The sequence below is a fragment of the uncultured Winogradskyella sp. genome (genome assembly GCF_947498345.1).
Taxonomy (GTDB): Bacteria; Bacteroidota; Bacteroidia; order Flavobacteriales; family Flavobacteriaceae; genus Winogradskyella.
Map to the genome: position 1 here is coordinate 187,648 of NZ_CANMJY010000005.1, position 25,017 is coordinate 212,664.

Annotated in this window: 12 protein-coding genes; 1 reads left to right on the forward strand and 11 read right to left on the reverse strand. The window is 36.1% G+C overall.

All coding sequences use genetic code 11. The features are described from left to right. Nucleotides 1-67 precede the first annotated feature (67 nt). The 4 genes from Q0912_RS08570 to Q0912_RS08590 all read right to left on the reverse strand — a co-directional run bounded on the left by Q0912_RS08570 (nt 68) and on the right by Q0912_RS08590 (nt 5,428). Nucleotides 68-415: a cupin domain-containing protein gene (locus Q0912_RS08570; protein WP_299114076.1), complete on the reverse strand. Its 348-nt coding sequence runs from the start codon at nt 413-415 to the stop codon at nt 68-70. A gap of 40 nt (nt 416-455) precedes the next feature. Beyond that, nucleotides 456-2,525, reverse strand: coding sequence for a polysaccharide lyase family 7 protein (locus tag Q0912_RS17495; RefSeq protein ID WP_366125126.1), 2,070 nt, complete (start codon nt 2,523-2,525; stop codon nt 456-458). A gap of 110 nt (nt 2,526-2,635) precedes the next feature. After that, on the reverse strand, nt 2,636-4,465 hold the full coding sequence (locus Q0912_RS08585; protein ID WP_299114078.1) for a T9SS type A sorting domain-containing protein: 1,830 nt from the start codon (nt 4,463-4,465) through the stop codon (nt 2,636-2,638). 27 nt (nt 4,466-4,492) lie between these two features. Further along, nucleotides 4,493-5,428: a polysaccharide lyase family 7 protein gene (locus Q0912_RS08590; RefSeq protein WP_299114079.1), complete on the reverse strand. Its 936-nt coding sequence runs from the start codon at nt 5,426-5,428 to the stop codon at nt 4,493-4,495. A 54-nt stretch (nt 5,429-5,482) separates the two neighbouring features. Here Q0912_RS08590 and Q0912_RS08595 point away from each other — a divergent pair, with 54 nt between their 5' ends. Further along, on the forward strand, nt 5,483-6,625 hold the full coding sequence (locus Q0912_RS08595; RefSeq protein ID WP_299114080.1) for a T9SS type A sorting domain-containing protein: 1,143 nt from the start codon (nt 5,483-5,485) through the stop codon (nt 6,623-6,625). Between the two features lie 402 nt (nt 6,626-7,027). On the opposite strand, the gene Q0912_RS08600 is transcribed toward Q0912_RS08595, so the two are convergent. From Q0912_RS08600 to Q0912_RS08630, 7 genes are all read right to left on the reverse strand, one after another. Next, entirely contained in the window at nt 7,028-7,186 is a 159-nt protein-coding gene (locus Q0912_RS08600) for a hypothetical protein (RefSeq protein ID WP_299114081.1), read from the reverse strand. A gap of 17 nt (nt 7,187-7,203) precedes the next feature. Next, nucleotides 7,204-9,375, reverse strand: a complete 2,172-nt coding sequence (locus tag Q0912_RS08605; protein WP_299114082.1) for a T9SS type A sorting domain-containing protein — start codon at nt 9,373-9,375, stop codon at nt 7,204-7,206. A gap of 34 nt (nt 9,376-9,409) precedes the next feature. Further along, nucleotides 9,410-18,826 carry a BspA family leucine-rich repeat surface protein gene (locus Q0912_RS08610; RefSeq protein WP_299114083.1) on the reverse strand — a complete coding sequence of 3,139 codons (9,417 nt, stop codon included), beginning with the start codon at nt 18,824-18,826 and terminating at the stop codon, nt 9,410-9,412. Then, nucleotides 18,823-19,017 (reverse strand): hypothetical protein, encoded by a 195-nt coding sequence (locus Q0912_RS08615; RefSeq protein ID WP_299114084.1) that lies wholly within the window; start codon nt 19,015-19,017, stop codon nt 18,823-18,825. Before Q0912_RS08615 ends, Q0912_RS08610 begins: the two co-directional genes overlap by 4 nt. Nucleotides 19,018-19,178: 161 nt before the next feature. After that, nucleotides 19,179-22,064 (reverse strand): triple tyrosine motif-containing protein, encoded by a 2,886-nt coding sequence (locus Q0912_RS08620; RefSeq protein WP_299114085.1) that lies wholly within the window; start codon nt 22,062-22,064, stop codon nt 19,179-19,181. Between the two features lie 503 nt (nt 22,065-22,567). After that, on the reverse strand, nt 22,568-22,726 hold the full coding sequence (locus Q0912_RS08625; RefSeq protein WP_299114086.1) for a hypothetical protein: 159 nt from the start codon (nt 22,724-22,726) through the stop codon (nt 22,568-22,570). Nucleotides 22,727-22,744: 18 nt separating this feature from the next. Further along, nucleotides 22,745-24,928: a T9SS type A sorting domain-containing protein gene (locus tag Q0912_RS08630; RefSeq protein WP_299114087.1), complete on the reverse strand. Its 2,184-nt coding sequence runs from the start codon at nt 24,926-24,928 to the stop codon at nt 22,745-22,747. Between the last annotated feature and the right edge of the window lie 89 nt (nt 24,929-25,017).

The window sequence follows — 25,017 nt, forward strand, 5'->3', positions numbered from 1 at the left end:
AACGTTTTCGCGAATTAATATCTGTTTTACTTCTTTTTGTATTAAAAACATATCCAAAATTCTGAATTTATTGCATAAAGTCTTCACGAATTGGACTAAAGACGTCTATCAATACTCCTGTTTGAATACAAACAGCACCGTGTAAAACATGAGGTGGTATATAAACAGAATCGCCTTCTTTTACTATCTTAGTCTCATCTCCAATCGAAAATTCAAACTCACCACTTTCAATATAAGTTACCTGTGAATGATAATGCTCATGTTTATAACCTATACCTCCTTTGTCAAAGTGAACTTTTACTAACATTATTTTGTCATCATACGTCATTATTTTACGTTTTACTCTTTCCCCTACAACTTCCCAATCTAGATTTTTATCTAATACAAATTCTTTACTAGCTCCAAATGTTTTCATATTACCTTTTTATTAATTAGATACTTCAAAATATTTTTCTTTACCGGTTTCTTAATTTATTTTTTGGTATACCTGGACCTAACGTTGCTTCTCTAAACCATACTTCTGTATAGCAACCATTTTCATATTGCTTAGTTATATCGCCACCATATGTTTCGGCCCCTGTACACCAAACTATATTAGTTTTAGGGCTTTTACCATTAGTTTGATTATACGCACCCTGTTTGAAATAATTTAACTCACCACTATATGCATTAGCTCGCTCTGTACCATCTTGCCCTATTGGTACAAATAACTTCTTCACCTGATTGGGAAAGTGAGATTTATTAGTGTATTCAGATGAGATGAGGTTTTTTGTAAATGTTTTCGTTTTATGATTATCACTTTTAAATGTAAGGTACATAACTCCTTTATAGACATTTACTTCATAGCTGAACTCTTCACCTAATTCTATACCGTCGGTTGGTTCATCAGGATAATCATTTTTACTTGTCCCAATAACAGACATATCGTTTCCCCATACTGCAGTTGAAAAATCCCATCTTTTAGAATTATCATCACCTGCAGTATTAATTTCATAATTCCAGAATACGGATCCTTTGGTATGACCAGGGAATTTTTTGTAAAAAATCTTTAGAGGTTCGTTCTCATGTCCTTCACCACTATGAATTTGTCCTACCACAGTAGAATATGATGCTGCAACTCTAGCATCACCTGAAACGGAGACTTGCATAACTTTACATGTCCCTGTTAGTTTACCGCCCTCTTCTGGTGTCCATTCTCTTTTTTCTTGTAGTTCAGTTCTAGTATTACTTGAGTTCTTTGATGTAACTCCAGAATTTGGTGTTTTGTAGACCACCCAACGTCGGGTTCCATCAATTACAGTATAGAAGAAATCTTTATGCTCAAAATTTAAAAGATTACTTACATTCGTTCCATCTCCCATCAATATTTTAAATTTATCCATAAAAGGAATGACCTCACTTGGGTAAACTATTTTTTTACTCAAACCATCATTTGCTTCAAAATATCCAGCATTGGATATAGCATCATTGCTAACCTCAATAGTGGCAGATTTAAACCAAACTTCTGCATAATTACCATCTGCATATTGCTTTTGAATATCACCACCATGTGTCTCAGCACCTGAACACCAAACTCTATTTACTTTAGGGTTCTTTCCATTTGTCTGATTATAAGAACCTAGTTTAAAAAAAAGTCCTTCTTCTTTATATGCGTTTTCTTTTTCAACACCATCTTGACCATATGGAAAAAATAGGTTTCTAACCTGTTCTGGTATGCTTGATTCTTTAATATATTCAGAAGAAATAAGATTTTTGGCAAATGTTTTGGTTTCGTGTCCTTCACTAGAAAAAGACAAATACATAATGCCTTTTTTAATCTTTACTTCATAACTAAATTCTTCACCCAAAGCAATGCCATTTTCTGGTTCAGGTGGATAACTATCTTCTTTGCTACCCACTACAGAAAAATCATAACCCCAAACAGGGTGGGAATAATCCCATCGTGTAGAGTTATCATCACCCGCAGTATTTATTTCATAATTCCAAAATACTGATCCTTTAGTATGACCAGGAAATTTTTTATAAAAAATCTTTAAAGGTTCATTTTCATGTCCATCTGCACTATGAATTTGACCTACAACTACTGAGTATGTAGCTGCTACTCGAGCGTCACCTGTTTTTGCAACATTCATTACTTTAAGAGTAGCACTCATTTTAGCATCGGTCATTGGTGACCACTTTTTTAATTGAGCTAATTCAGTTCTTGTATTGTTTGATGTCCCATGAGTGTTTCCAGCATTGGGTGTTTTAAATACAACCCATTCTTCCTTATCTTCTTTTGCAGCATAGAAGAAGTTTTTATTATTATAATTAGTTGCCTGACCTATATTAGAACCATCACCCAAAATTAAGTTCCAATGTTCAAAAAATGGAATAATATCATTTGGGTTACCTCCTATTACCATCTTATCTGTATTATACAATACATCTTCTTTTTTACTTTCTGAACAGCTAACAAAAATTAAGACTGTTATTACCAAAAATAGATAAGGAACTAGATAGGATTTGAATATTTTGAAATTCATATTATTTGATGGATTCACTAATAATTGTAGCAATTTATGCTTTTTACAGTGCCTAATTAACTATTAAAACATAGTTTCATAAACTACATACTTTTATCAAGATTAAAATACTACTCTACAATTATTTTTTTAGTAGCACTTATATTATTTGTTTCTAATTTTAATAAATACATTCCACTATTCAGACTAGAAATATCAACGCTGCCATTATTAATATGTGCGTCTAAAACTTTTTTACCTAATAAGTCATAGATTTCTAAATTCAAATAGGTGCTATTTGAATTAGTTTCTATATGCAAAATGTCTTTAACTGGATTTGGATATAATTTAAATTCAAGAGTCTCTAAATTTGCTAGTCCAAGTGTAGCATCAGAAACAACTAACTCATTTGAAAAGTTAAAGGCTTTATCAACTGCATAAATTTTGTAATGGTTTCCTATTGCATACGTTTCAGTGAAACTTGTGTTTGTGCCAACGTATACTACAGTTCCAAAGAGACTTCCTGTTCCGTTGGTTGTTATATTACCATATTCATAAATACCATTTTGGTTTGGGTCATTATCAGCATTTGGAGCAGAAGTGTATTTGAATACTACATAACCACCTCCATCAACACCTCCTGAAGGTGCTGACCATCCAATGGTTGCAATACCAGAATTATTGGAATATAAACCAGCTGTTGGATCATTTGGAGCAACACTATCATATGGTCCAGAATACACTACAAAGTCATCAATTCGAACAGTATCAGTATAATTATTGTCATCACCATCTAATCTAGCAACAGCCCAATTTGAGGCATTAAAAGTAGAACCAGTTGTGATTGTTCTGTAAGTTTTAGTGTATGTATTTGCAGCGAATGGAGTGACATCGGTAGTATTTCCGGCAACTCCACCAGACGTATTATTCAAATAAATCCCTGCGTCTAAATCATTAGTTGGATCTGTTGGTGCAGAATAAAAATACTGTACTGTGTACTCAGTATCAGGTTGAATTGTTGGGTTTGTTGGAGAAGGTGACTGCATTCGAACATTATTTGAACCTGAATTAACTGCCCAAGCTGCAGAAAAAGTTCCTGTTCTGGCTAAAGTACCATCATCTGTCATTTCTCTCACAGCTGAATTACTTGTTGAAGAAACTGTCCATAATGTTTGTGCTGTACCAGATTGTGAACTTCCTGCAGAACTCATTGTTGTATCTGCTGTTTGATTTTCCATACCGCCATCCATTTCTGGAAACTCTCCAATTACTTGACCTACAGTTGGTCCTGTGGTAGAACCTGTGTAAACAATTTGTGTGTTTACGCGCTCACTCTTTCTATTGGTTAAAGACGTTGGTGCAGATGAAGAACCTGCTCTATAGTTTAAGGATTCATGTGTAGTAGTATCCCAATGCCAATTTAGTGAACCGTTACCTGAAAACAATAAGTTTGGTTCCATGGGATCTGTAGGTACCAAATTAGAACAATCCCAATCTACAGCTATTTCTAAGGCATCGCCAGTGTAATTAAAATTTGAATCTAAAACAAAACTCATAAAACCTTCTGTACCAGGGAAATTATTAGCTGTATTAAATGTGTAAGTGCCTACAACAGTAGATCCATCAATTGCATCTGTCCAAGAAGTACCATCTACTACTACATCAGTAGTACTAGAGTTTTTCATATATATCACCATTGTAGCATCTCCTGAAGCTGTGATAATATTTGTTGAGCCTAAATCAAAGTTTATTTGAGTTATTGTTGCAGAAGGTGATAAAGAAGCTAATTCAGTAGCTGAGTAATGTAATACAGCTCTTGAGTATACTGAACTTGAGCTACTGCTAGAACGCTGGAAAGGTCCTCGAGTTGCCGAAGAAGAATCGCTAGTTCCTAATGTAAGTGTTTGAGACTGAACAAAACTTGTAAAAAGTAATGTTAGTAAAAGTAATTTTGTTTTCATTAGATTGATTTTTTAGGATTATTATTTTTAATGTGTAACGGTTAAACTGTAGTACTTTATTTTAGAAAATGCCTCATCATCTGTTGTATTTAAATAGTTTCCTGCTTTAAAATAGTTTTCAAAAGGCCATTTATTTAGACTAACATCTTGGTAAATTATAGGTATTTCGTCATTAAGTTGAACTTCAATTCTAGCATCAGATGCAGTAATTCTAAAATTAAAGGCCTCAAAGCCCACATAGCCTAAATTATCTTTAATATCAGTCCATGTTCCATTATATACATCGTATAAATCATCACCAGAAGTAGATTCGTCCTTAAGTGATTTTTTATGACACCATATATATCCATTCTTCCAATAAATTTTGATTAAAGGAGGTCCATTATTACCAGAAAACCCTTGAGTTTCCATATCTTCTTCTGATATAACACCATGAATTTGCATAACAATAACCTTATGATAATCGTCATTTGATGAATTATTTTCTGACACCTCTTCTACTTTTAATCTCCCTACCATTTCTCCTCCTTCAAGCAATGTCCAATTTTCTCTTGAATTATTTGGGTTAATCAGTTCTCTTAATTCTGTTCTTGAATAAGAACTATTAGTTGTTGATATATCAGGAAAAGTAAAGAATACCAGAGATGAATCTGCGGTATCATCATACATATAAGGAATAACTGGTTGAAGTGTTTGATATCCAAAATTCTTCAATTCATTTGGTTGGTATTCATCAGGGCTTCCATTATTGTTCGCATCTATAGGTAATGTTAATTTCCAATTAGAAAAATTTACTTCGGCATATTGCGTAAGAGAATCTAGGTCGTTATCATGTGATGCATCATTTCCACTATTAGAATAATCTGAATCGGACTCCTTAACATCACTTTTAGAACATTGTCCTATTAATAATAATAGGAATACTATAGAGAGAAGTCTAATAATATTATTAAATTTACGCATATTTAAAATTGGTTTACCAGATTGGTTTACCAAAAATAAACAATAAAATCAATTATGCAAATTTTAAAAACAACAAACTTAATAGTTGAGGATAATAAAAATCATCGTAACGATGATGAGTTTGGTAAAATGAAAAGAAAAATCTTTGTACTTATATTTACTTTATGTATGAGTGGTCATAGTCAAGTGATACTTGATGCCGATGGACCAGGAAATACGTATAACCTTATTACATCTGTACTTGCGCCAGGTTATAATCCAATAGAAGTTCCTGACTGTAATCATCCAGAATTTGGATACCATATTGACGAAGTTTTTGATATGGACTTAAGCACATATGTTTTTCGATTTCATATTCATGTGGCACAAGACAATGACAGGTGTATCAATTTTGATAGACAACGTAATGAAATAAAGTCCTATGATCAATCACCTGATAACCTACTTGGAGTGGTAGGTGAAACCGTAGTATATAATTGGAAATTTAAACTTGCTGCTGGTTTTCAAACCTCACCAAATTTCACTCATCTACATCAGTTAAAATCTGTTGGTGGATCGTTAGAAAGTATGCCTATGTACACCTTAACTGCACGCAAATCTAATCCCGACCGTTTAGAATTGCGTTATGCAGAAACTAATACTCAAGTTACACTTGCTCAAACAGATCTAGATCCATTTATTGGTTCGTGGCTTGAAGCCACTGAAACTATTAAGTATGGGGAATCTGGCACCTATAGTCTTGAAATAAAACGAATCAATGATGGTATCATACTATTTGATTACTCAAATACTAACATTGTTAATTGGAGATTAGGAGCAGAATTTGTTAGGCCCAAATGGGGAATCTACAGAAGCCTAATTAACGACCAAGATTTAAGAGATGAAGTAGTTTTGTATGCAAACTTTAATATTGAAGAAATTGAAAGTTTATCAATTGATGAACACGACACGAACAATAAACAATTTAAGCTATTTCCTAATCCAGTAAAAAGTTTGCTTCATTTATTAAATCTTCCTCCTAAATCAAAATCAGTTCAAATTACTAGTATAGATGGTAGAGTAGTATTAGAAAAATCTATTAAATCCCAAAATCAATTAACACTAGATTTATCATTATTTTCATCTGGAAATTACTTTGTAATCATTAAAGGAGGTCAAAGTTTTCACTCAAAAATGATAGTAATACCAAACAATTAAATGGTTAGTTGTGTCTTTACTAGCTCTTTATTTCTTCGATTATATAACAAACTCATAAAACTAAATTAGAGCACATAATTATTTGCCGATACAGGAAGTAAAACATTAACAATGATAAGTGTTAAGTTATCTATGATACAAATTCGGTACAGTAAAAATCAAAAACAATCAAACAATATAAAAGTTGTATTTATTAATATAAATTAGAATTTCTTTTAAGTAACATCAAATGTATTTATATAAGAACCTCCTTACCGAGAGATAAGGAGGCTTATACAACTGTTGATTTACCCCTTTAAATAAACAACAGCATATCTGTGCATTATTTGCTATTAATTCAGATCAAAACTTAAGGTAAATACTATTACATTTTTTTTCTTCATTTTAATGCACATCAATATCTTAATCAAAAGGATTACCTCCAGGATCTGGTGGTGATGAAGATTGAGCTTTTAACGGGTTTAAGATCACAAAAGTTCCTACGGCTGTTATAGCTGCATATTTTCCTAGCTTTGAAATAGCTTCTTTTCGTGTGATATGATTCTGTTTTTCTGTTTTCAAACCTTTCTTTATGTTGTTTAATTAATAAGCATCTTAAAAGATCTTGATCCTTCTGAGTTACTAAGCTTTAAAATGTATATACCTTTACCTATAACATAAGTTGATAGTCTGTTTCTATAATTATTTGTGTCTAAATCTTTATCTATAACCCGTCTGCCATTGATATCATATAATTCTGCCTGAGTGTTGTTTTTTAGCTGACCTCTTATGCTTATTGTATTAGTATGCTTTAGATAATGAACATTCAAGTTGTTCAATTCTGATGTTACGCTTGATAATGTGCTGTTAGAAAACTCTATGAAAAAACGCCCTGTACCACTTAGGTCTTCCACTGCTGTAAATACATAATCCGTAGTATTTAATGCTGTGGATGTATTTGTAAGGGTATCTATCAAGTATACCTCCACTCCACTTGGAAGATTTAAAACATCAATACCTATGGTTAACTGTTCACCTGCATTAGCATTAAGTCCTAGTGGAACCATACCATCAGACAGAAACTCTATAGGCAAGGATTGAATCGCTAAATCTACACCTTGGTTATCCTCTACCAAATGCGAATAGATAGCAAAAGTATCTGCTTCACCTCCAAATACACCTGCATCATATCCCAAATCCAAACCTCTGGTTGAACTAGCATTGAAATAAAAATTGGTACTATAGCTTGTACTACTAGTACTAAGCGCTAAGCTAAAATGATGATTAACATTTACATCACGACCAGCAATAAAATCATCAGTATTTCCATGGCGTCTCATATTTGGTGTAAACTCTACTGAAGCATCACTATCTACAGCAACAAAGAAAGCCTGACCTGGTGTAATAATGGTATTAGCATCTGTGGTGTTTAAATTATAGATCACCCAACCATCTGACGCATCACCATCATAACCATAGATCCCAACATTAGTAGCATCCAATACCGTTGTATTGTTATTTAAAAAGTTCTGAACATTTAAATACGAGGGATAGGGATTACCTACCAGATTCCATTGACTATAGGCTGGACCTGAGTTAAATACCGATTGATTTACCATGCCTTGGTTAATGGTACCCTCAAAACGTAATGTACTGTTATCTGTTGTTGCGGCTCTATAGCCAACACCTGAAGTTAATGTTGCAGTTTCTGTATTACTGTAGGTTTGGTATGTCCCTGAGGTCTTATCAAATGGACCAAACAAATACAAGGTGTTACCTGCATTGGAAACCATATTACCGTTGTTGGCTATAAAGTCTGTAAAGCTCTGCCCTGTCACTGGTGGTGTAATTAGATCATTACCACCTGATGATGCCGTCTGATTCACATGATGATCGTAGATAATACTTCCTGTTATGCTGCCATCAGAGATCAAGCTTGCATAGCTTGTTGAACTGGATTCTAAGCTTAGTCCTGAAACGGTTTCTAAAGTTACACCTGTATTTACGCTCAGCCCAGCCCCTGCTCTTACTACAACATTGTCAGCAATAGTGTTTGCTAATATGGAAGCAGTTCCTGAGATAATCTCTATGCTACTTGTTGATGTAGACTGTCCACTAGGATCTGAGGGTGTCCAGCCATTATTATATATGTAATTACTACTCAATGCTGCACCTGAACAATCATAGGTATCATTAACTAACTGTATACCTGGACTATTAGTACAGTCTACTGAACCTGTTCCTCCACATGCTGTGATAAATTGATCCTGAAACAAGCCGTCATCATAATAAAAGCAGACCTCTGGTAATTCGTTGACATCTGTATATTTTATTTTAATATGCAACAATACCTTTGGTGTGGTCGTAGTTAAAATGGCCCCTTGTGAAGAAAGTACTCCCAACGGTGCATTTTGTTGAAAGGACAAGGACACCCTTGAAGCAGTATTGTTTTGCTCTACAAAATCTGAATATCCCGCTACAAATCCACCAAAGAATGTTTGTTCTAAAATAGACCCAACTGGCCGTCCATACTCAAAAACTGTGGTATTAGCAATATTTTCACCAAAAGCATCTGTGTTATATTCAATATATAATTGACCAGAGCCCACATAGAAGTCCACGGTAGATGCAATCATAACATCGGCCTCATAGTAATCATCCACACCATCATTGGTAATCTGCGCATTGGCAAAGGTGAAGGTAATGTCTTGAGCATAAAGCGTATTTAAACTCAATAGGCTTATAAATAATGTATATATAAACGATTTCATGTTTTCTTGAATGTTTTAAAAGGGGTTAATTGATCTAGCGCTCTTTTTTAATTAAGCGCTTAATGATTGTACTATGACCTGTACTTATCTCTATAATGTATATACCATCTTCATAACGACTCATATCTATAGCCTGATCCTCTAAATAATTTTGCTTCATAATTAGCCTGCCGTTGATATCATAAACCTTGAGCATACTCAATGCCTTTAGTCCTTTTAACTTAAAGCTCCTACTTGCAGGATTAGGATATAGCACTATGGCATCTTCTTCATAAGCTATCGTACTTAATGTATCTACACCTGCATCTGAACAGTCATATGTATCATTGGTTATTTGTTCCCCAGGCTCACCTATACAATCTACTGAAGATGAACCTCCACATGCCGTAATAAATTGATCCTGAAACAGACCATCGTCATAGAAAAAGCAAACATTTGCATCCTGACTTACATCACTATACTTTATTTTGATATGCAATAGCATATTTGGTGTGTCTGTGATTTGAATTACTGGCTCTGTTTGCAATACAGATAATGTAGCATTCTGTTGAAAGGACAAGGACACCCTTGAGCTTGTATTATCCTGCTCTACAAAATCTGAATAACCCGATACAAATCCACCAAAGAAAGTCTGACCTAATATAGATCCATCTGGACGTCCATAATCTAAAGCACCAGTGCCTGAAATATTTTCACCAAAAGCTGCTGTATTATATTCAATATATATCTGACCAGAGCCCACATAAAAATCCTCTGTGCTTTCTATCATAATATCCGCCTCATAATAATCATCAACACCATCATTGGTAATCTGCGCATTGGCAAAAGAAAGGGTCATATCTGGCGCGAATTGATTGCTAAATAGTGCTAGCTCTGGTCTCGAGAATTGTTGACCTACTCCAATGTTTGGAATCAATATTAAGTTAATGTCTGTGTTCTGAACCTGAGAATTAACATCCATATCAGCAAGGTTATAATCTGAACTACCGATCTGCTGTATCGCAGCATTGGCATCAGTATTTTGTATTTGCCCATCGGGATTATAATCCCCAGTATACATTCCATATTTACCATTAGCAAGAGCTACAACAGCATTAACACCGCCTTCTACATTGCTAAGATTTGAAGCTAGATCTACAATTGTAATAATTGTACTTAAAGCTACCATAGAAGCACTTATTATACCTACATGATTACGATGGTTAATTGATACATAGTAACTGTCCGCCGACTGATTAAAAGATAATGGTGATACGCCATCAATTCCTACAACATCACCATCACGTTGTAACAGTGCCGATTGGCTATCCATGACTATACTGCTATCATCTTTATCTCTGAGTTCTACCCATACCCAATCAACGATAGCATCAACTCCACTAATTGCGAATACCGATGCATCTGCTACTAATCCATCACTATAAGGTGAAGTAAATGGTATTAAATTGTTTAGTCTTAAATCATCGCGCATTAAAGTTTCTTCGCCTGTATTTGGATTTATTGAAGCACCCTGCAAATATACTTTTGGACTAAACACAATGGTGCTAGGACAGTCTAGACCACCATCGGTAAAATTGGTCCAACCATAAGTGTCTATAAGTTCTTGACGTGCACTTTCTGCTAAACAATAGGTTGAATTACCACCACTGAATGAGATCAAATTTGTAGGTATATCATCTATACCGTCGCCAGGAACACCAGAACTATCGGTACTCCAACCAATAAGCAGAGCGTCGTAATTATCCTGTGAGAGTTGAGCGTCCACAAACATATTGATTATTACGGTTACACTACTTAGATCCCAAGAACCAAGGTCTTGATCAAATGAGGTAGCTCCATCAAACATCTTATTCATATTCACTACACTACTCACATCCCAATTGTTTAAGGGCTGGTTAAATGAGGTAGCTCCTTGAAACATTACATTCATATACTCTGCACTACTCACATCCCAATTGTTTAAAGATTGGTTAAACGAGGTAGCTCCGGAAAACATACTTTCCATTACAGTTACATTACTTACATCCCAGTTATCTAATGGTTGATCAAATGAAGTAGCATCTTTGAATGTGAACCACATATTGGTGATGTTGGATACATCCCAATGATTGATATCAGCATTTAGGGAAGTACACCCCAAAAACGTCGCTAACAAGTTATTTGCATTAGACAAATTGGGAGCATCTGAAGCATTAATGTTTAGGTTGGAGCAATTCATAAAAGCAGTAAGCATACTAGTCCATGGGTTGGTGCCCCACTGTTCTATAGTGAGTATTTTATCCTTGTCACCAGGGTTATTGCCGAAGTCTATTTGTGGAAAGTTACCGCGAATAGCCACGGTGTAGGTGCCAGCCACCCCATAATCGTGTGTTATGCTTCCTGAAAAAATAACGTTTTCAGGATTGAATATCACCCCATCATAGGTCCAATCGACTTGATAATTATAAGTCTCTCCTGAAGATGTAGGTATAGTAATAGACGTGTTATTACTAGCACCCGGATTATCAGTTTTCCATGTCATGACAAAATAATCACTACTATCACAGCTCATACCACCGTCAGTAAAATTGGTCCAGCCATAAGTGTCTATTAAATCTTGGCGTGCAACAGACCCTAAGCAATACATTGAATTTCCACCGCTAAATAGGTCTAAATTGGTAGGTACATCATCTATACCATCACCGGGAACACCAGAACTATCCGTGCTCCAACCGATAAGCAAAGCATCGTAGTTTTCTTCTGAAAGTTCAGCTCCCGAAAACATAATGGCCATTTCCGTTACACTGCTGATGTCCCAATCGCCAAGGTTTTGATCAAAACTGGTAGCACCTTCAAAGACTGCATTCATTCTATTGACTCCACTTACATCCCAGGTACTGATATCTTGATTAAATGCTGTAGCATTTCTAAACATGGCGGTCATGTTTTCAACACTGGTCATATCCCAACTGGAAAGATCTTGATTGAATGCCGTTGCACCCAAAAACATAGAATTAGTGTTTAGTGCACTAGAGATATCCCAGCTTCCAATATCCTGATTAAAGGCTATGGCATCCCTAAACATACCACCTGTACGCTTTACATTGCTCACATCCCAATTACTTATATCTTGGTTAAAAAGTGTAGCGTTATTAAATAGTGCAAACATGCTTTCAACACTGCTCACATCCCAATTACCTATGGGTGCATTAAATGAAGAACAAAGGTTAAACATTCTGGTCATATCTAAAACATTGGATAGGTCTGGTGTATCAATGCTTGGATTGACAATATTAAAGTTGGTACATCCCGTAAAAGCTCCCGCCATACTGGTCCATGGGCTGATACCCCATTGTTCTACGGTTAACAGTTTTTCTGGATCACTTGAAGATTCAAAATAAATGCGCGGAAAAGTACCTCGTATCGCTACGGTGTAGGTGCCCGCTAGACCATAATCATGGGTAATGTCTCCAGTAACATTTACATCTTCAGCATTGAAAAAAACACCGTCATAGGTCCAATCAACTTCATAATTATAACCTCCGCCGGTCGTTGGTATGGTGATTTGCGTATCACTTGAAGCTCCCGGATTGTCTGTTTTCCAAGTCATTATAAAATGCTGACTAGCACAGCCCAAACCACCGTCAGTAAAATTAGTCCAGCCATAAGTGTCAATCAATTCTTGACGAGCATTTGCCCCATTACAATACGTTGAGCTTCCACCGCTAAACAGGTCTAAATTGGTAGGCACATCGTCTATACCATCACCGGGAACACCAGAACTATCCGTGCTCCAACCAATAAGTAGAGCATCGTAGTTTTCTTCTGAAAGTTCAGCTCCCGAAAACATAATAGCCATTTCCGTTACACTGCTGATGTCCCAATCGCCAAGGTTTTGATCAAAACCGGTAGCACCTTCAAAGACTGCATTCATTCTATTGACTCCACTTACATCCCAGGTACTGATATCTTGATTAAATGCCGTAGCATTTCTGAACATGGCGGTCATGTTCTCAACACTGGTCATATCCCAACTGGAAAGATCTTGATTGAATGCCGTTGCACCCACAAACATAGAATTAGTGTTTAGTGCACTAGAGATATCCCAGCTTCCAATATCCTGATTAAAGGCTATGGCATCCCTAAACATACCACCCGTAGTCATTACATTGCTCACATCCCAATTACTGATATCTTGATTAAAAAGTGTAGCTCTATCAAATAGTGCAGTCATGTCTTCAACACTACTCACATCCCAATTACCTATGGGTGCATTAAATGAAGAACAAAGGCTAAACATTCCGGTCATATCAAAAACATTGGATAGGTCTGGTGTATCAATGCTTGGATTGACAATATTAAAGTTGGTACATCCCGTAAAAGCTCCAGCCATACTGGTCCATGGGCTGGTACCCCATTGTTCTACAGTCAATAGCTTTTCTGGATCACTTGAAGATTCAAAATAAATGCGCGGAAAAGTACCTCGTATCGCTACGGTGTAGGTGCCCGCTAGACCATAATCATGAGTAATGTCTCCAGTAACATTTACATCTTCAGCATTGAAAGCAACACCATCATAGGTCCAATCGACTTGATAAGTATAAGTCTCTCCTGAAAATGTGGGTATGGTAATAGAGCGATCGTTACTTGCTCCAGGATTATCTGTTTTCCAAGTCATCACAAAATAATCCGTTGGGCAATCCACACCGCCATCATTAAAGTTCGTCCATCCATAGGTATCTATCAATGTTTGACGAGCGCTAGCCCCATCACAATAGGTTGAACTTCCTCCATTGAAAAGGTCTATATTTGTGGGTACATCATCAATACCATCTCCGGGAACTCCACTAGTATCTGTTGCCCAGCCTATTAATGTATTGTCATAATTCTCTCTAGAAAGTTTTACACCTTCAAACATAACAGCCATTTGAGTTACGCTACTTAGATCCCAATCACTAAGATTCTGATCAAAACTGGTAGCAAAATCAAAGACTCCATCCATACTAATTACACTGCTTACATCCCAGTTACTAATATCCTGATTAAATGCTGGAGCATTTCTAAATAAAGCAGTCATCTTCTCTACATTACTTACATCCCAATTACCTATAGCCCCATTAAATGATGAACAATACTGGAACATCGCTATCATTTCTGTAACATTAGATAGGTTTGGAGTATCTATCGTAGGGTTGGTGATATTAAAATTGCTACATCCGAAGAAGGCTTCATTCATACTGGTCCATGGATTCGCTCCCCATTGCTCCACGGTGAGTAGTTTTTTGGGGTCATCTGAAAATCGAAAACGAATTCTTGGAAACACCCCTCTAATGGCTACCGTATAGGTACCCTCTACATCATATTGGTAGGTGATATCGCCTGTAACATTGGTGCTCTCTGCATTAAAGGTTACCCCATCATAGGTCCAATCTACATCGTAGTTATATGTTTCTCCTAAAAATGTGGGTATGGTAATAGAGTGATCGTTACTTGCTCCAGGATTATCTGTTTTCCAAGTCATCAAAAAATAATCCGTTGGGCAGTCCACACCACCATCACTAAAGTTCGTCCATCCATAGGTATCTATCAATGTTTGACGAGCGCTAGCCCCATCACAATAGGTTGAACTTCCTCCATTGAAAAGGTCTATATTTGTAGGTACATCATCAATACCATCTCCGGGAACTCCACTAGTATCTGTTGACCAACCTATTAATGTATTGTCATAATTCTCTCTAGAAAGTTTTACGCCTAGAAATACGATAGCCATTTCGGTGACACTACTTAGATCCCAGTTACCAAGGTTCTGATCAAAACTGGTAGCTCCATCAAAGACCGCATTCATTCTAGTTACACTACTCACATCCCAGTTACTAATATCCTGATTAAATGCTGTGGCATCTCTGAATAAATCACTCATACCTCTTACACTGCTTACATCCCAATTACCAATATCTTGATTAAAAGCTATGGCCTGACTAAACATGCTTTCCATACTGGTTACTCTGCTAACATCCCAACTACCAATATCCTGGTTAAAAGCAACTGCTTCTCTAAACATATTCCCCATGTCCCTTACACTGCTAACATCCCAACTATCAATATCCTGATTAAACGCTTCTGCTCTATAGAACATAAGTGACATTGAGGTAGCATTACTCACATCCCAATTACCTATAGCCCCATTAAACGATGAACAATCTATGAACATCCGTGTCATACTTGTAACATTAGACAGGTCTGGGGTATCGATCGTAGGATTGGTGATATTAAAATTACGACACCCTGCAAAGGCCCAAGCCATACTAGTCCATTCTTGGGTACCCCATTGCTCTACAGTTAGTAACTTTTCTGGGTCGTCAGAGTCTCGAAAATAAATTCTTGGAAACGTTCCTCGAATGGCAACCGTATAGGTACCTGCCACACCATAATCGTGGGTGATATCGCCGGTAACATTAATGTCTTCTGCATTAAATGTTACACCATCATAGGTCCAATCCACGTCATACGCATAGGTTTCTCCTGAAAATGTGGGTATGGTGATAGATGAGCTGTTACTTACTCCTGGATTATTTGTTTTCCAAGTGGTAACAAAATGCGCATTAACACAGTCATAACCACCATCAATGAAGTTGGTCCACCCATAGGTGTCTATTAATTCTTGACGTGCATTTTCACCAGTGCAATACACAGAATTCCCACCACTAAACAGGTCTAAATTTGTAGGAACATCATCAACACCATCCCCTGGGACTCCACTAGAATCTGTTGACCAGCCTATTAATGTATTATCATAATTGTCTCTAGAAAGTTCTGCTCCGTCAAACATGAAAGCTATTTCGGTTAGGCTACTTATATCCCAGTTTCCAAGATTTTGGTCAAAACTTGTAGCGCCATTAAATACTGTATTCATTCTATTGACACCACTCACATCCCAATTACTGATATCTTGATTAAATGCTGTAGCATTACTAAACATTGCAGTCATATTTTCTACACTGGTTACATCCCAAGAAGAAAGACTTTGATTAAACGCTATGGCACCAGTAAACATATTACTCAAGTCTTCAACATTAGAGACATCCCAATTATCAATATCCTGATTAAAAATCATCGTTCTAGCAAACATACCTTTCATAGTATTTACAGAGCTCACATTCCAATTGCTAATATCTTGATTAAAGGCACCTGTATCGCTAAACATACCTGCCATGGATAACACATTACTCACATCCCAATCACCAATATCTTGATTAAAAATCGTGGCTAGCGCAAACACCTCTTGCATATTATCGACATTACTCACGTCCCAATTACCTATAGGTGCATTAAACGATGAACAATCTTTGAACATCCTAAACATATCCTTAACATTAGATAAGTCTGGGGTGTCAATTGTAGGGTTAATGATGTTAAAATTACTACAACCAGTAAAAGCCCCACCCATACTGGTCCATTCTTGGGTTCCCCATTGTTCTACAGCCAATAGTTTTTGTGCGTCATTAGAGGATTCAAAATAAATTCTAGGAAAGTTACCACGTATAGCAACAGTATAAGTACCAGCCACACCATAATCATGAGTGATGTTTCCTGTAACATTAGTATCGTCAGGATTAAAATCAGCTCCTTCATAGGTCCAGTCAACGTCATAATCATAGGTTTCTCCTAAAAATGTTGGGATTGTTATAGAGGAATCGTTACTGCCTCCTGGATTATCTGTTTTAAAAGTGATTACAAAATAATCTTCCGAAAAACACGCTTCACCAGCATCAGTAATCGTCCAATTATGTGTATCAATGAGTTCTTGTCTGGGTGTATTAGCATCGCAATAGACGCTGGTTCCTCCATGAAAGAACATATTCTGCGGAATGTCATCAATACCATCTCCGGCGACTCCGCTAGCATCTGTAGCCCAACCCACTAAAGTACTGTCGTAATTCTCTAGGGATAACTCACAGCCAAACAACAGGCCAGAAATGGACAATACACTACTCAAATCCCAGTTGCCAAGGTCTTGGTCAAACCTCGTGGCACCACTAAACATATTAGACATGGTCAAAACCTTTGAAACGTCCCAATTGGATAGTGGTTGATTAAAGGCTGTTGCGTCGGCGAACATTAAGTTCAGATTGGTAACATTACCAATATCCCAATGGTTGATATCGGCATTTAGCAATGTACAAGACGAGAACATAAAGGCCATATCCTCTACATTAGATAAATCTGGTGCATCGGTGGCATTGATATTTAAATTGATGCAATCACTAAATGATGAATTCATAGAACTCCATGATAAGTTACCCCATTGTTCGATGCTCATTAATTTTTGTTTATCGTTTGTGGATTGCCAAAAAACTCGTGGAAACGTACCGCGTATGGCCACAGTATACGTCCCCGCCACACTATAATCATGGGTTATGTTTCCAGTGACATTTATATCTTCGGCATTGAAGGAAACGCCATCGTAGGTCCAATCCACCTCAAAGTCATAAGTTTCTGCCGAAAGGGCTTGAATCGTAATAGAGGTGTTATTGCTTCCGCCTGGATTGTCCGTTTTCCAAGTCGTGATAAAAAAATCACTACTAGCACAGGTTAAACCACCGTCAGTAAAATTGGTCCAGCCATAAGTGTCTATTAAATCTTGGCGTGCAGCAGACCCTAAGCAATACGTTGAGTTTCCACCGCTAAATTGGTCTAAATTTGTGGGCACATCGTCTATACCATCATCAGCAACACCACTACCATCTGTGCTCCAACCGATAAGCAGGGCATCGTAGTTTTCTACAGAAAGTTCTGCCCCAGACAAAAAACCTCCTAATGAAATGCAACTGCTAAAATCCCAATTGCTCAAGTCTTGGTCATAACTCGTAGCGTTGATAAACATTTGTCCCATGTCTTGTACATTAGACATATCCCAATTATCAAGTGGTTGGTTATAGTTAGTTGCATTAATAAAAGCCCTGTGCATATCTGTAACATTGCTTACGTCCCAATGATTTATATTTTCGTTCATTGAGGAGCACCCGTTAAACATAGAAGTCATAAATTCTACATTAGATAAATCTGGTGCATCTGTCGCAAGAATATGCATGTTGCTGCACCCATTAAATGCCCCGAACATTGATAACCATTCAATATTTCCCCATTGGTCTACACTTAATAATTTTTTATTGTCTCCAAAAAATGGCATTGAGAAATGAGGAAAGTCACCATTCAAACGAATGGTGTAGGTGCCTGGCGCACCAAAATCATGAGTGATGTCTCCTGTTATGCCAAACTCATCGACGACTCCATCATTGTCCCAATCTACATTGTAATTATAGGTGTAAGCAATATTGGTTGGGATTGTGATTGAGGTACTATTGGATGTTCCCGGATTATCGGTTTTCCAAGTCGTTACAAATTCATTTTGACCTAACACTACTTGTGTAGTTATGGCTAAGGCCATGACTAAGAGCGTATTTTTTATCATGATCGCTTTTTTTTATTTTCTATTATTTTTATCACTTTTTCTACTTTCTCCAAAACGGCTTTTTCTTTTTTAAGCAGCTCATTATTTGACAACACCTCCGAACCTGAAAATTCAGGATTTGGAGTTTCTGTAGAATATTTATTGTTCTTGTATGGAAACAGAAACCGTTGCAGTTTTTTTAATGGATCCATATACTTCGTTTTTAGGTATTAAAGATTTAAGAAATCTGGTTTAGTGCTACGAATGTATATATACCTATGGCAAAAAAAAGAAAAAAGGACAGTGACAAATCATGGACAATTTGCGCTTTTTAAATTTTAAAAATCTGATTTACAGGATTTTGTGTTTATTTTTAGAATTGCTTTAAAAACACATTTAAATCAACATCAGATGCTAATTTTAGCTTTTTTCTAAGCCGGGTTCGGCTTTTATAAACAGATTCCAAGGTCACATTTTGAAGAATGGCGATATCGTGACTATCTAAATTAAGCTTAATCAGTGAGCATAATTTCATCTCTGTTTTTGTAAGATCTGGATAGGATTTTAAAAGGGAATCATAGAATGCATTATTGAGCACATCGATCCGTTTTTGAAAATCTAACTTGCTTTTTTCTATCGTAGTTTTATCTTTTATTTCTTGTTCCAAAAGTTCAATATTCTTCCCTTTGGTTCGTCCTTTTGTTGCTTTTATTTCCTTAACTCGTTCCAACAGATGCGATGCCCATTTTTGGTTTTGGGAAATATTCACGGCAAAATCCGCTAAATCCTTTTGCTTATATTTTATCTCGGTTTTAAGGAACTTATTCTCTAAGCTTGCCAATTCAATTTTCTGCCGTTCAAGAATTTTATTTTCCCGATATCGCAATACGGCTATTACACCCAAAATCGATAAAACGGTATATATTATGTAAGCTACGGTACTTAAATACCATGGAGGGGTTATAGAGAATACATATTCATCCTCTGAACTAATAATTCCATAAACGTTTTTTGCCTTTATTTTGAAGGTGTAATCACCACCAGGTAAATTGGTATAGTCCTTCTTGACTTCAGAAGTCCATGAGGACCAATCTTTATCATAGCCTTCCAAAAACGTCTGGTATAAGGTGAGCTCGGGCATATCATAACTCGTTGCAGCATATACAAAACGAATGGCCTCGCGTGAAAAATTGAAGGTGCTGAACGGTCTGTTTTTTTTAAAGCCAAACCAAGTGCCATTGTAAACCAGCGAATCCTGTTCTATAAAAACCCTTCTTATCGAGGTGTTGTAATCTGCATTATAGGATCGATTGACGCTGGAATCATAGGTTATAATACCATCGCTGGTACCTAAATACAGAAGGTCTGGATTTACAATATCTGGATGTAAAGCCGTAAAAACAGTTCCTATAGTTCTATTCAGTTCTGGAACTTCTTCCCACTTATAGTGTCCATGTTCTTGCTTTAACTTCGCTAATGTATTTTTAGTAGCATCGGAATATACCCAAAACGTATCATCCGCTGACTTTTTAATGATATTTACGGTTACAGAAGAATCAGTTAGTTTTTCGTTTAGGCTATTATCTAAAACCAATGTATTGGAAACTACATCCATTTTACGCAATCCATTAGAAGTTGCAATTCTTATAGTATCGTTAACCCACCACAATCTTGAACGATACGTAGCCGTAGAGTTTTCTATGGCATAACGTTGCGATTCTAATTTAATGCTATCTACTAAGTACAATCCACTTTCTAATGAGCTGAGTGTTTTTAAGTTGGGAATGTGTAAACGAAGTACGCCATTTCGCCTCGTTCCTAGCCAAATAACACCTGGTTCCTTTTCTTCAATCTCTCTAATTTGATCTTTAATTACAGGTGTTGTTAAATAACGCTTCCAACCTGACTTATGTTTGTACATTATTGCAAAACCATAATTATTGGAACCGCTTCCAATGAACATAAGATTGGGGTCGTGTCGCGACTTTTTCACTTTTACAGGTAGCTCCTTATCTATAAGTTTATCGCTGCTCTCATTATTTAAAATGTATACTCCTTGATACGGAAATGCCCCAAAGAGCTCATCTTCCATTAATTCTAACGAAAATACGTCATCAGAAATATCACCAACTTTAAAGAATTCTGTTGAAGTACTATCCATACGCATTTCAAACGCCCCAAATTTAGTTCCGATGTAAAGGCTTTCTTCGTTTTGAGCAAAATCGTAGACAACGCCATTTAATCCAAAGTTTTTTTCAAACTTCTGGATAGCACTAGGCAACTCTAACCTAGAAATGCCCTGATCTGTTGCTAACCAAAGGCCCCCATGTGCATCAGAAAACGTGTTGTAAACTGTATCACTTAGAAGACCATTGGATTTATTAATTTTTTGTAAAATCTTAAAATCTTTATCTATAACCAACAAACCCGCCTTATTAGTCGCCACAGCTAGTTTGCCATCTGATAAATACCTAATATCAAAAATTCTATTTGTAAGTAGTAACTGTTCTAATTCTAAGGATGTGTTTAGCTTTTCTATTGTATTACCATTTGATAGATAAAAGCCTTTTCCCAATGTACAGATGAGTACTGATTTTTGATCTATTATTGGGAGTGATTTTACAATTTCTCTTCTAGCTAGCAATTTACTTCCTTTAACCACTTGGAGTGTATTTTCATTTAATCGCATTAAGCCTTTAGAAAAAATCCAAACGTATAAGTCATTATCAATTAAGGATAGACCATTAATCTCTTCTGAACTATTTTCCGACTCATAGATAAGTTTTACGGTTTTATCATTTTTTTCAATATTACTGACGTCAAAACTGAAAAGATGGTTATTTGATTGAAAGTACACTAAGTCATTTACAACTTGGATACCCCAAACATCCCTTATTCTATGAGATAACATAGGCAAATTGTCTATCAGTGAAACAAAAACCAATTCTCCTTTCTTAGTGTTATCTAAATACCCAAAATCATCTTGAGCACCATAATAAATTTTTCCATTCTTATCAATACCTAAAGAACGAATTGAGGTATTGTTAGACGTTTTATGACTTCGCCATTCCGAACCATCATATTCTAATAAGCCTGAATTATTTCCCACATAAATAATTCCTCTATGATCTTGAATAACACACCAATTTTGCCTGTGAGAATTATAGTCGGATGGCCTGTAGTGATTCATATAAGGCAATCCATTTACATCGTGTTGCGCACTATAAGCTTGCCCAAGTGTAACGAGGCTATTTAACAATAGAAGAAGAAAAAAGCTCAGCCTTTTGAACATAGCTTATAAAGAAACATCTTTTTTTCTTAAAACATGTCATCAAAATACTAAAAAATCCGATTGAATTAAAATAAACTAAAATTATAGTATTGTCATCAACATGATTTCAAGCAACGTTCTAAATCATTTGTGGATACATAAAGTACTCCGCCCTATTTATGGGCTTTTCAAGAAAACTAGTACGGGTTCGGAACAACTGTTTTAAACTATTTCCCAATACAGAAAGTAAAACATTAACAATGATAAGTGTTAAGTTATCTATGATACAAATTTGGTACATTAAAAATCTAAATTAATCAAACTAAAAAAACCTCCTTATCTTTACGACAAGGAGGTTGGCACTACTGTTGGTTAAACCTTACCCCTTTATAAGTCAACAGCTTTGTGCTTCTTCGCTATTAATTATTGAAGAATTTAATTCCATACAAATTGATTCTGAATTTTCTATTATTTTTCCTTTCATTCTATTTTTAATCAAATGGGTTCCCACCTGGATCTGGTGGTGATGATGCTTGTGCTTGTAATGGGTTTAATACTATAAAGGTGCCCAATGCAGTTAGCGCTGCATATTTACCGATCTTACTTATAGCCTCTTTTCGTGTTACAGTATCTTTTTGATCTCTCTTCATAGTTAGTTGCAATAGGCTTTAATCAATTATTACTTTTTCTGTGTAATACCATATATTGTTTGATAATTGCAACATGTATACACCACTTTGCAATACACTTGTATCTATCGTATTATAATTATTTGTTACTTCTAGAGCTTTACTTAAAACCTGTCTGCCATTAATATCATACAACTTTGCTAGTGTTGGCTCATTTATAATACCCTTTATTACTAATTGATTATTGGTTCTTAAGGTATACACCTTTAGGTTGTTTGTATTCGTCTCTGTTGTCCCTAGGGTCTCTTGATTAAAGGATATATAGAAACGTCCTGTTCCACTAAGATCATCTATTGGTGTCATCACATAATCCGAAATGTTTAAATCTTTTGTTTGGTTCTCTTGTGTATCGATAAGGTAAACATCTACATCTTGTGGTAAGTTGCTCGCTGCTATACTTATTGTTAGCTGTTCTCCCTGAAGTGTGTTTACTCCTAATGGTATAACTCCATTTGTTAAAACATCCTCTGGTAAGGATTGAATTGCCATATCTACACCTATATTCTCTTCTATAAGATGGGAGTAAATTGAAAAGGCGTCAGCTACATTACCAAACACAGCTGCATCATAACCTGGGTCTAATGCATTTGTTGAGTTACCATTAAAGTAAAAGTCTGTCTTTGTGTTCTCATTAGCATTACTAAGCTCTATGCTTAAATGTTGGTTTTCTTCTGTTCTACCTGCTATAAAATCATCCGATGTGTCATGACGTCTCATACTTGGTGTAAACTCTATAGAAGTGTCAATATCTACTGCCACAAAAAAACCTTGTCCTGGCGCAATAACTGTATTAATATCTGTGGTATTTAAATTATAAATCACCCAACCATCTGAAGCATCACCATCATAACCATAAATCCCAACATTAGTAACATCTAAAGCACTCATGTTATTGGTGTTATTCAAAAAATCCTGTACGTTCATATAGCTTGGATAAGGATTACCTATAAGATTCCATTCCATATATGATGGCCCGCTATTGAACACAGCCTGATTCACTGTACCATGACGCACGCTACCCTCAAAACGCAAAGTGCTATTATCAGTCGTAGCTGCTCTATAACCAACACCAGAAGTCAATGTAGCTGACTCTGTGTTGGCATAAGTCTGATAAGTCCCAGAAGTCTTATCAAAGGGTCCGAATAAATATAAAGTGTTGCCTGCGTTGGATACAATATTACTATTGTTGGCCATAAAATCTGTAAAGCTCTGACCACTCACTGGTGGCGTGATTAAATCATTGCCTCCTGATGATCCTGTTTGATTAACATGGCGCTCATAGGCGATACTCCCTGTTATTGTGCCATCTACTATTAAACTTGCATAGGTTGTAGAGGTCGACTCTAAGGTCGTCCCTGAAACCGTTTCTAAATCCATGCTTATATTTACCGTAAGCCCTGCACCTGAATTTATGGTAACTGTATTTGCTATCGTATTTGCAGATATAGCTGCTTCACCTGCCTCAATGATAATCTCATCTGAGCCTGTAGATACACCACTTGGATCTGAAGGTGTCCAGTCATTATTATACACATACGTTGTACTTATACTCAATTCTGCACCAGAACAATCATAAGTATCATTAGTAATCTGTACCCCTGGACTATTAGTACAATCTGCTATGTTAGCCCCACCACAAGCTGTAAAGAACTGATCCTGAAATACACCATCGCTGTAAAAGCAAATCCCTGGGTCTTCATTGACATTCGTATACTTTATCTTGATATGGAATAATTGCTTCGCTGTTGCTACGACCTGTATTTCTGGTGCAAACTCTAAGCCTATTAAAGCTACATTCTGTTGAAAGGACAAGGATACTCGTGAGGCTGTATTATCATTCTCTACAAAGTCCTTATACGCTGGTGTTGGAAATGGAAAGCCTGGAAAAGCATAACCTATAATCGAACCCGTTGGTTGACTGTATTCTATATTTCCATTTGATGATACATTCTCACCAAAGGCAGCTGTATTATAATCAATATAAACTTGCCCTGAGCCAACATAAAAATCTGTTGTTGATGAAAGCATAATATCTGCCTCATAATAATCGTCCATTCCATCATTAGTAACCTTGGCATTAGCAAAACTTAAAGTAATCTCCTGTGCATTTAGGCTAGACATACTCAAAATAGCTAGCGCTAAAATCTGTTTTAGTGTTTTCATTATTTTAAAGGGGTTTTTGCTTTCATGATTATTTAAATTATAAATCATGTGCAAGGTAGTTTGGGCATTAGCTTTTTAAAATAAGAGAC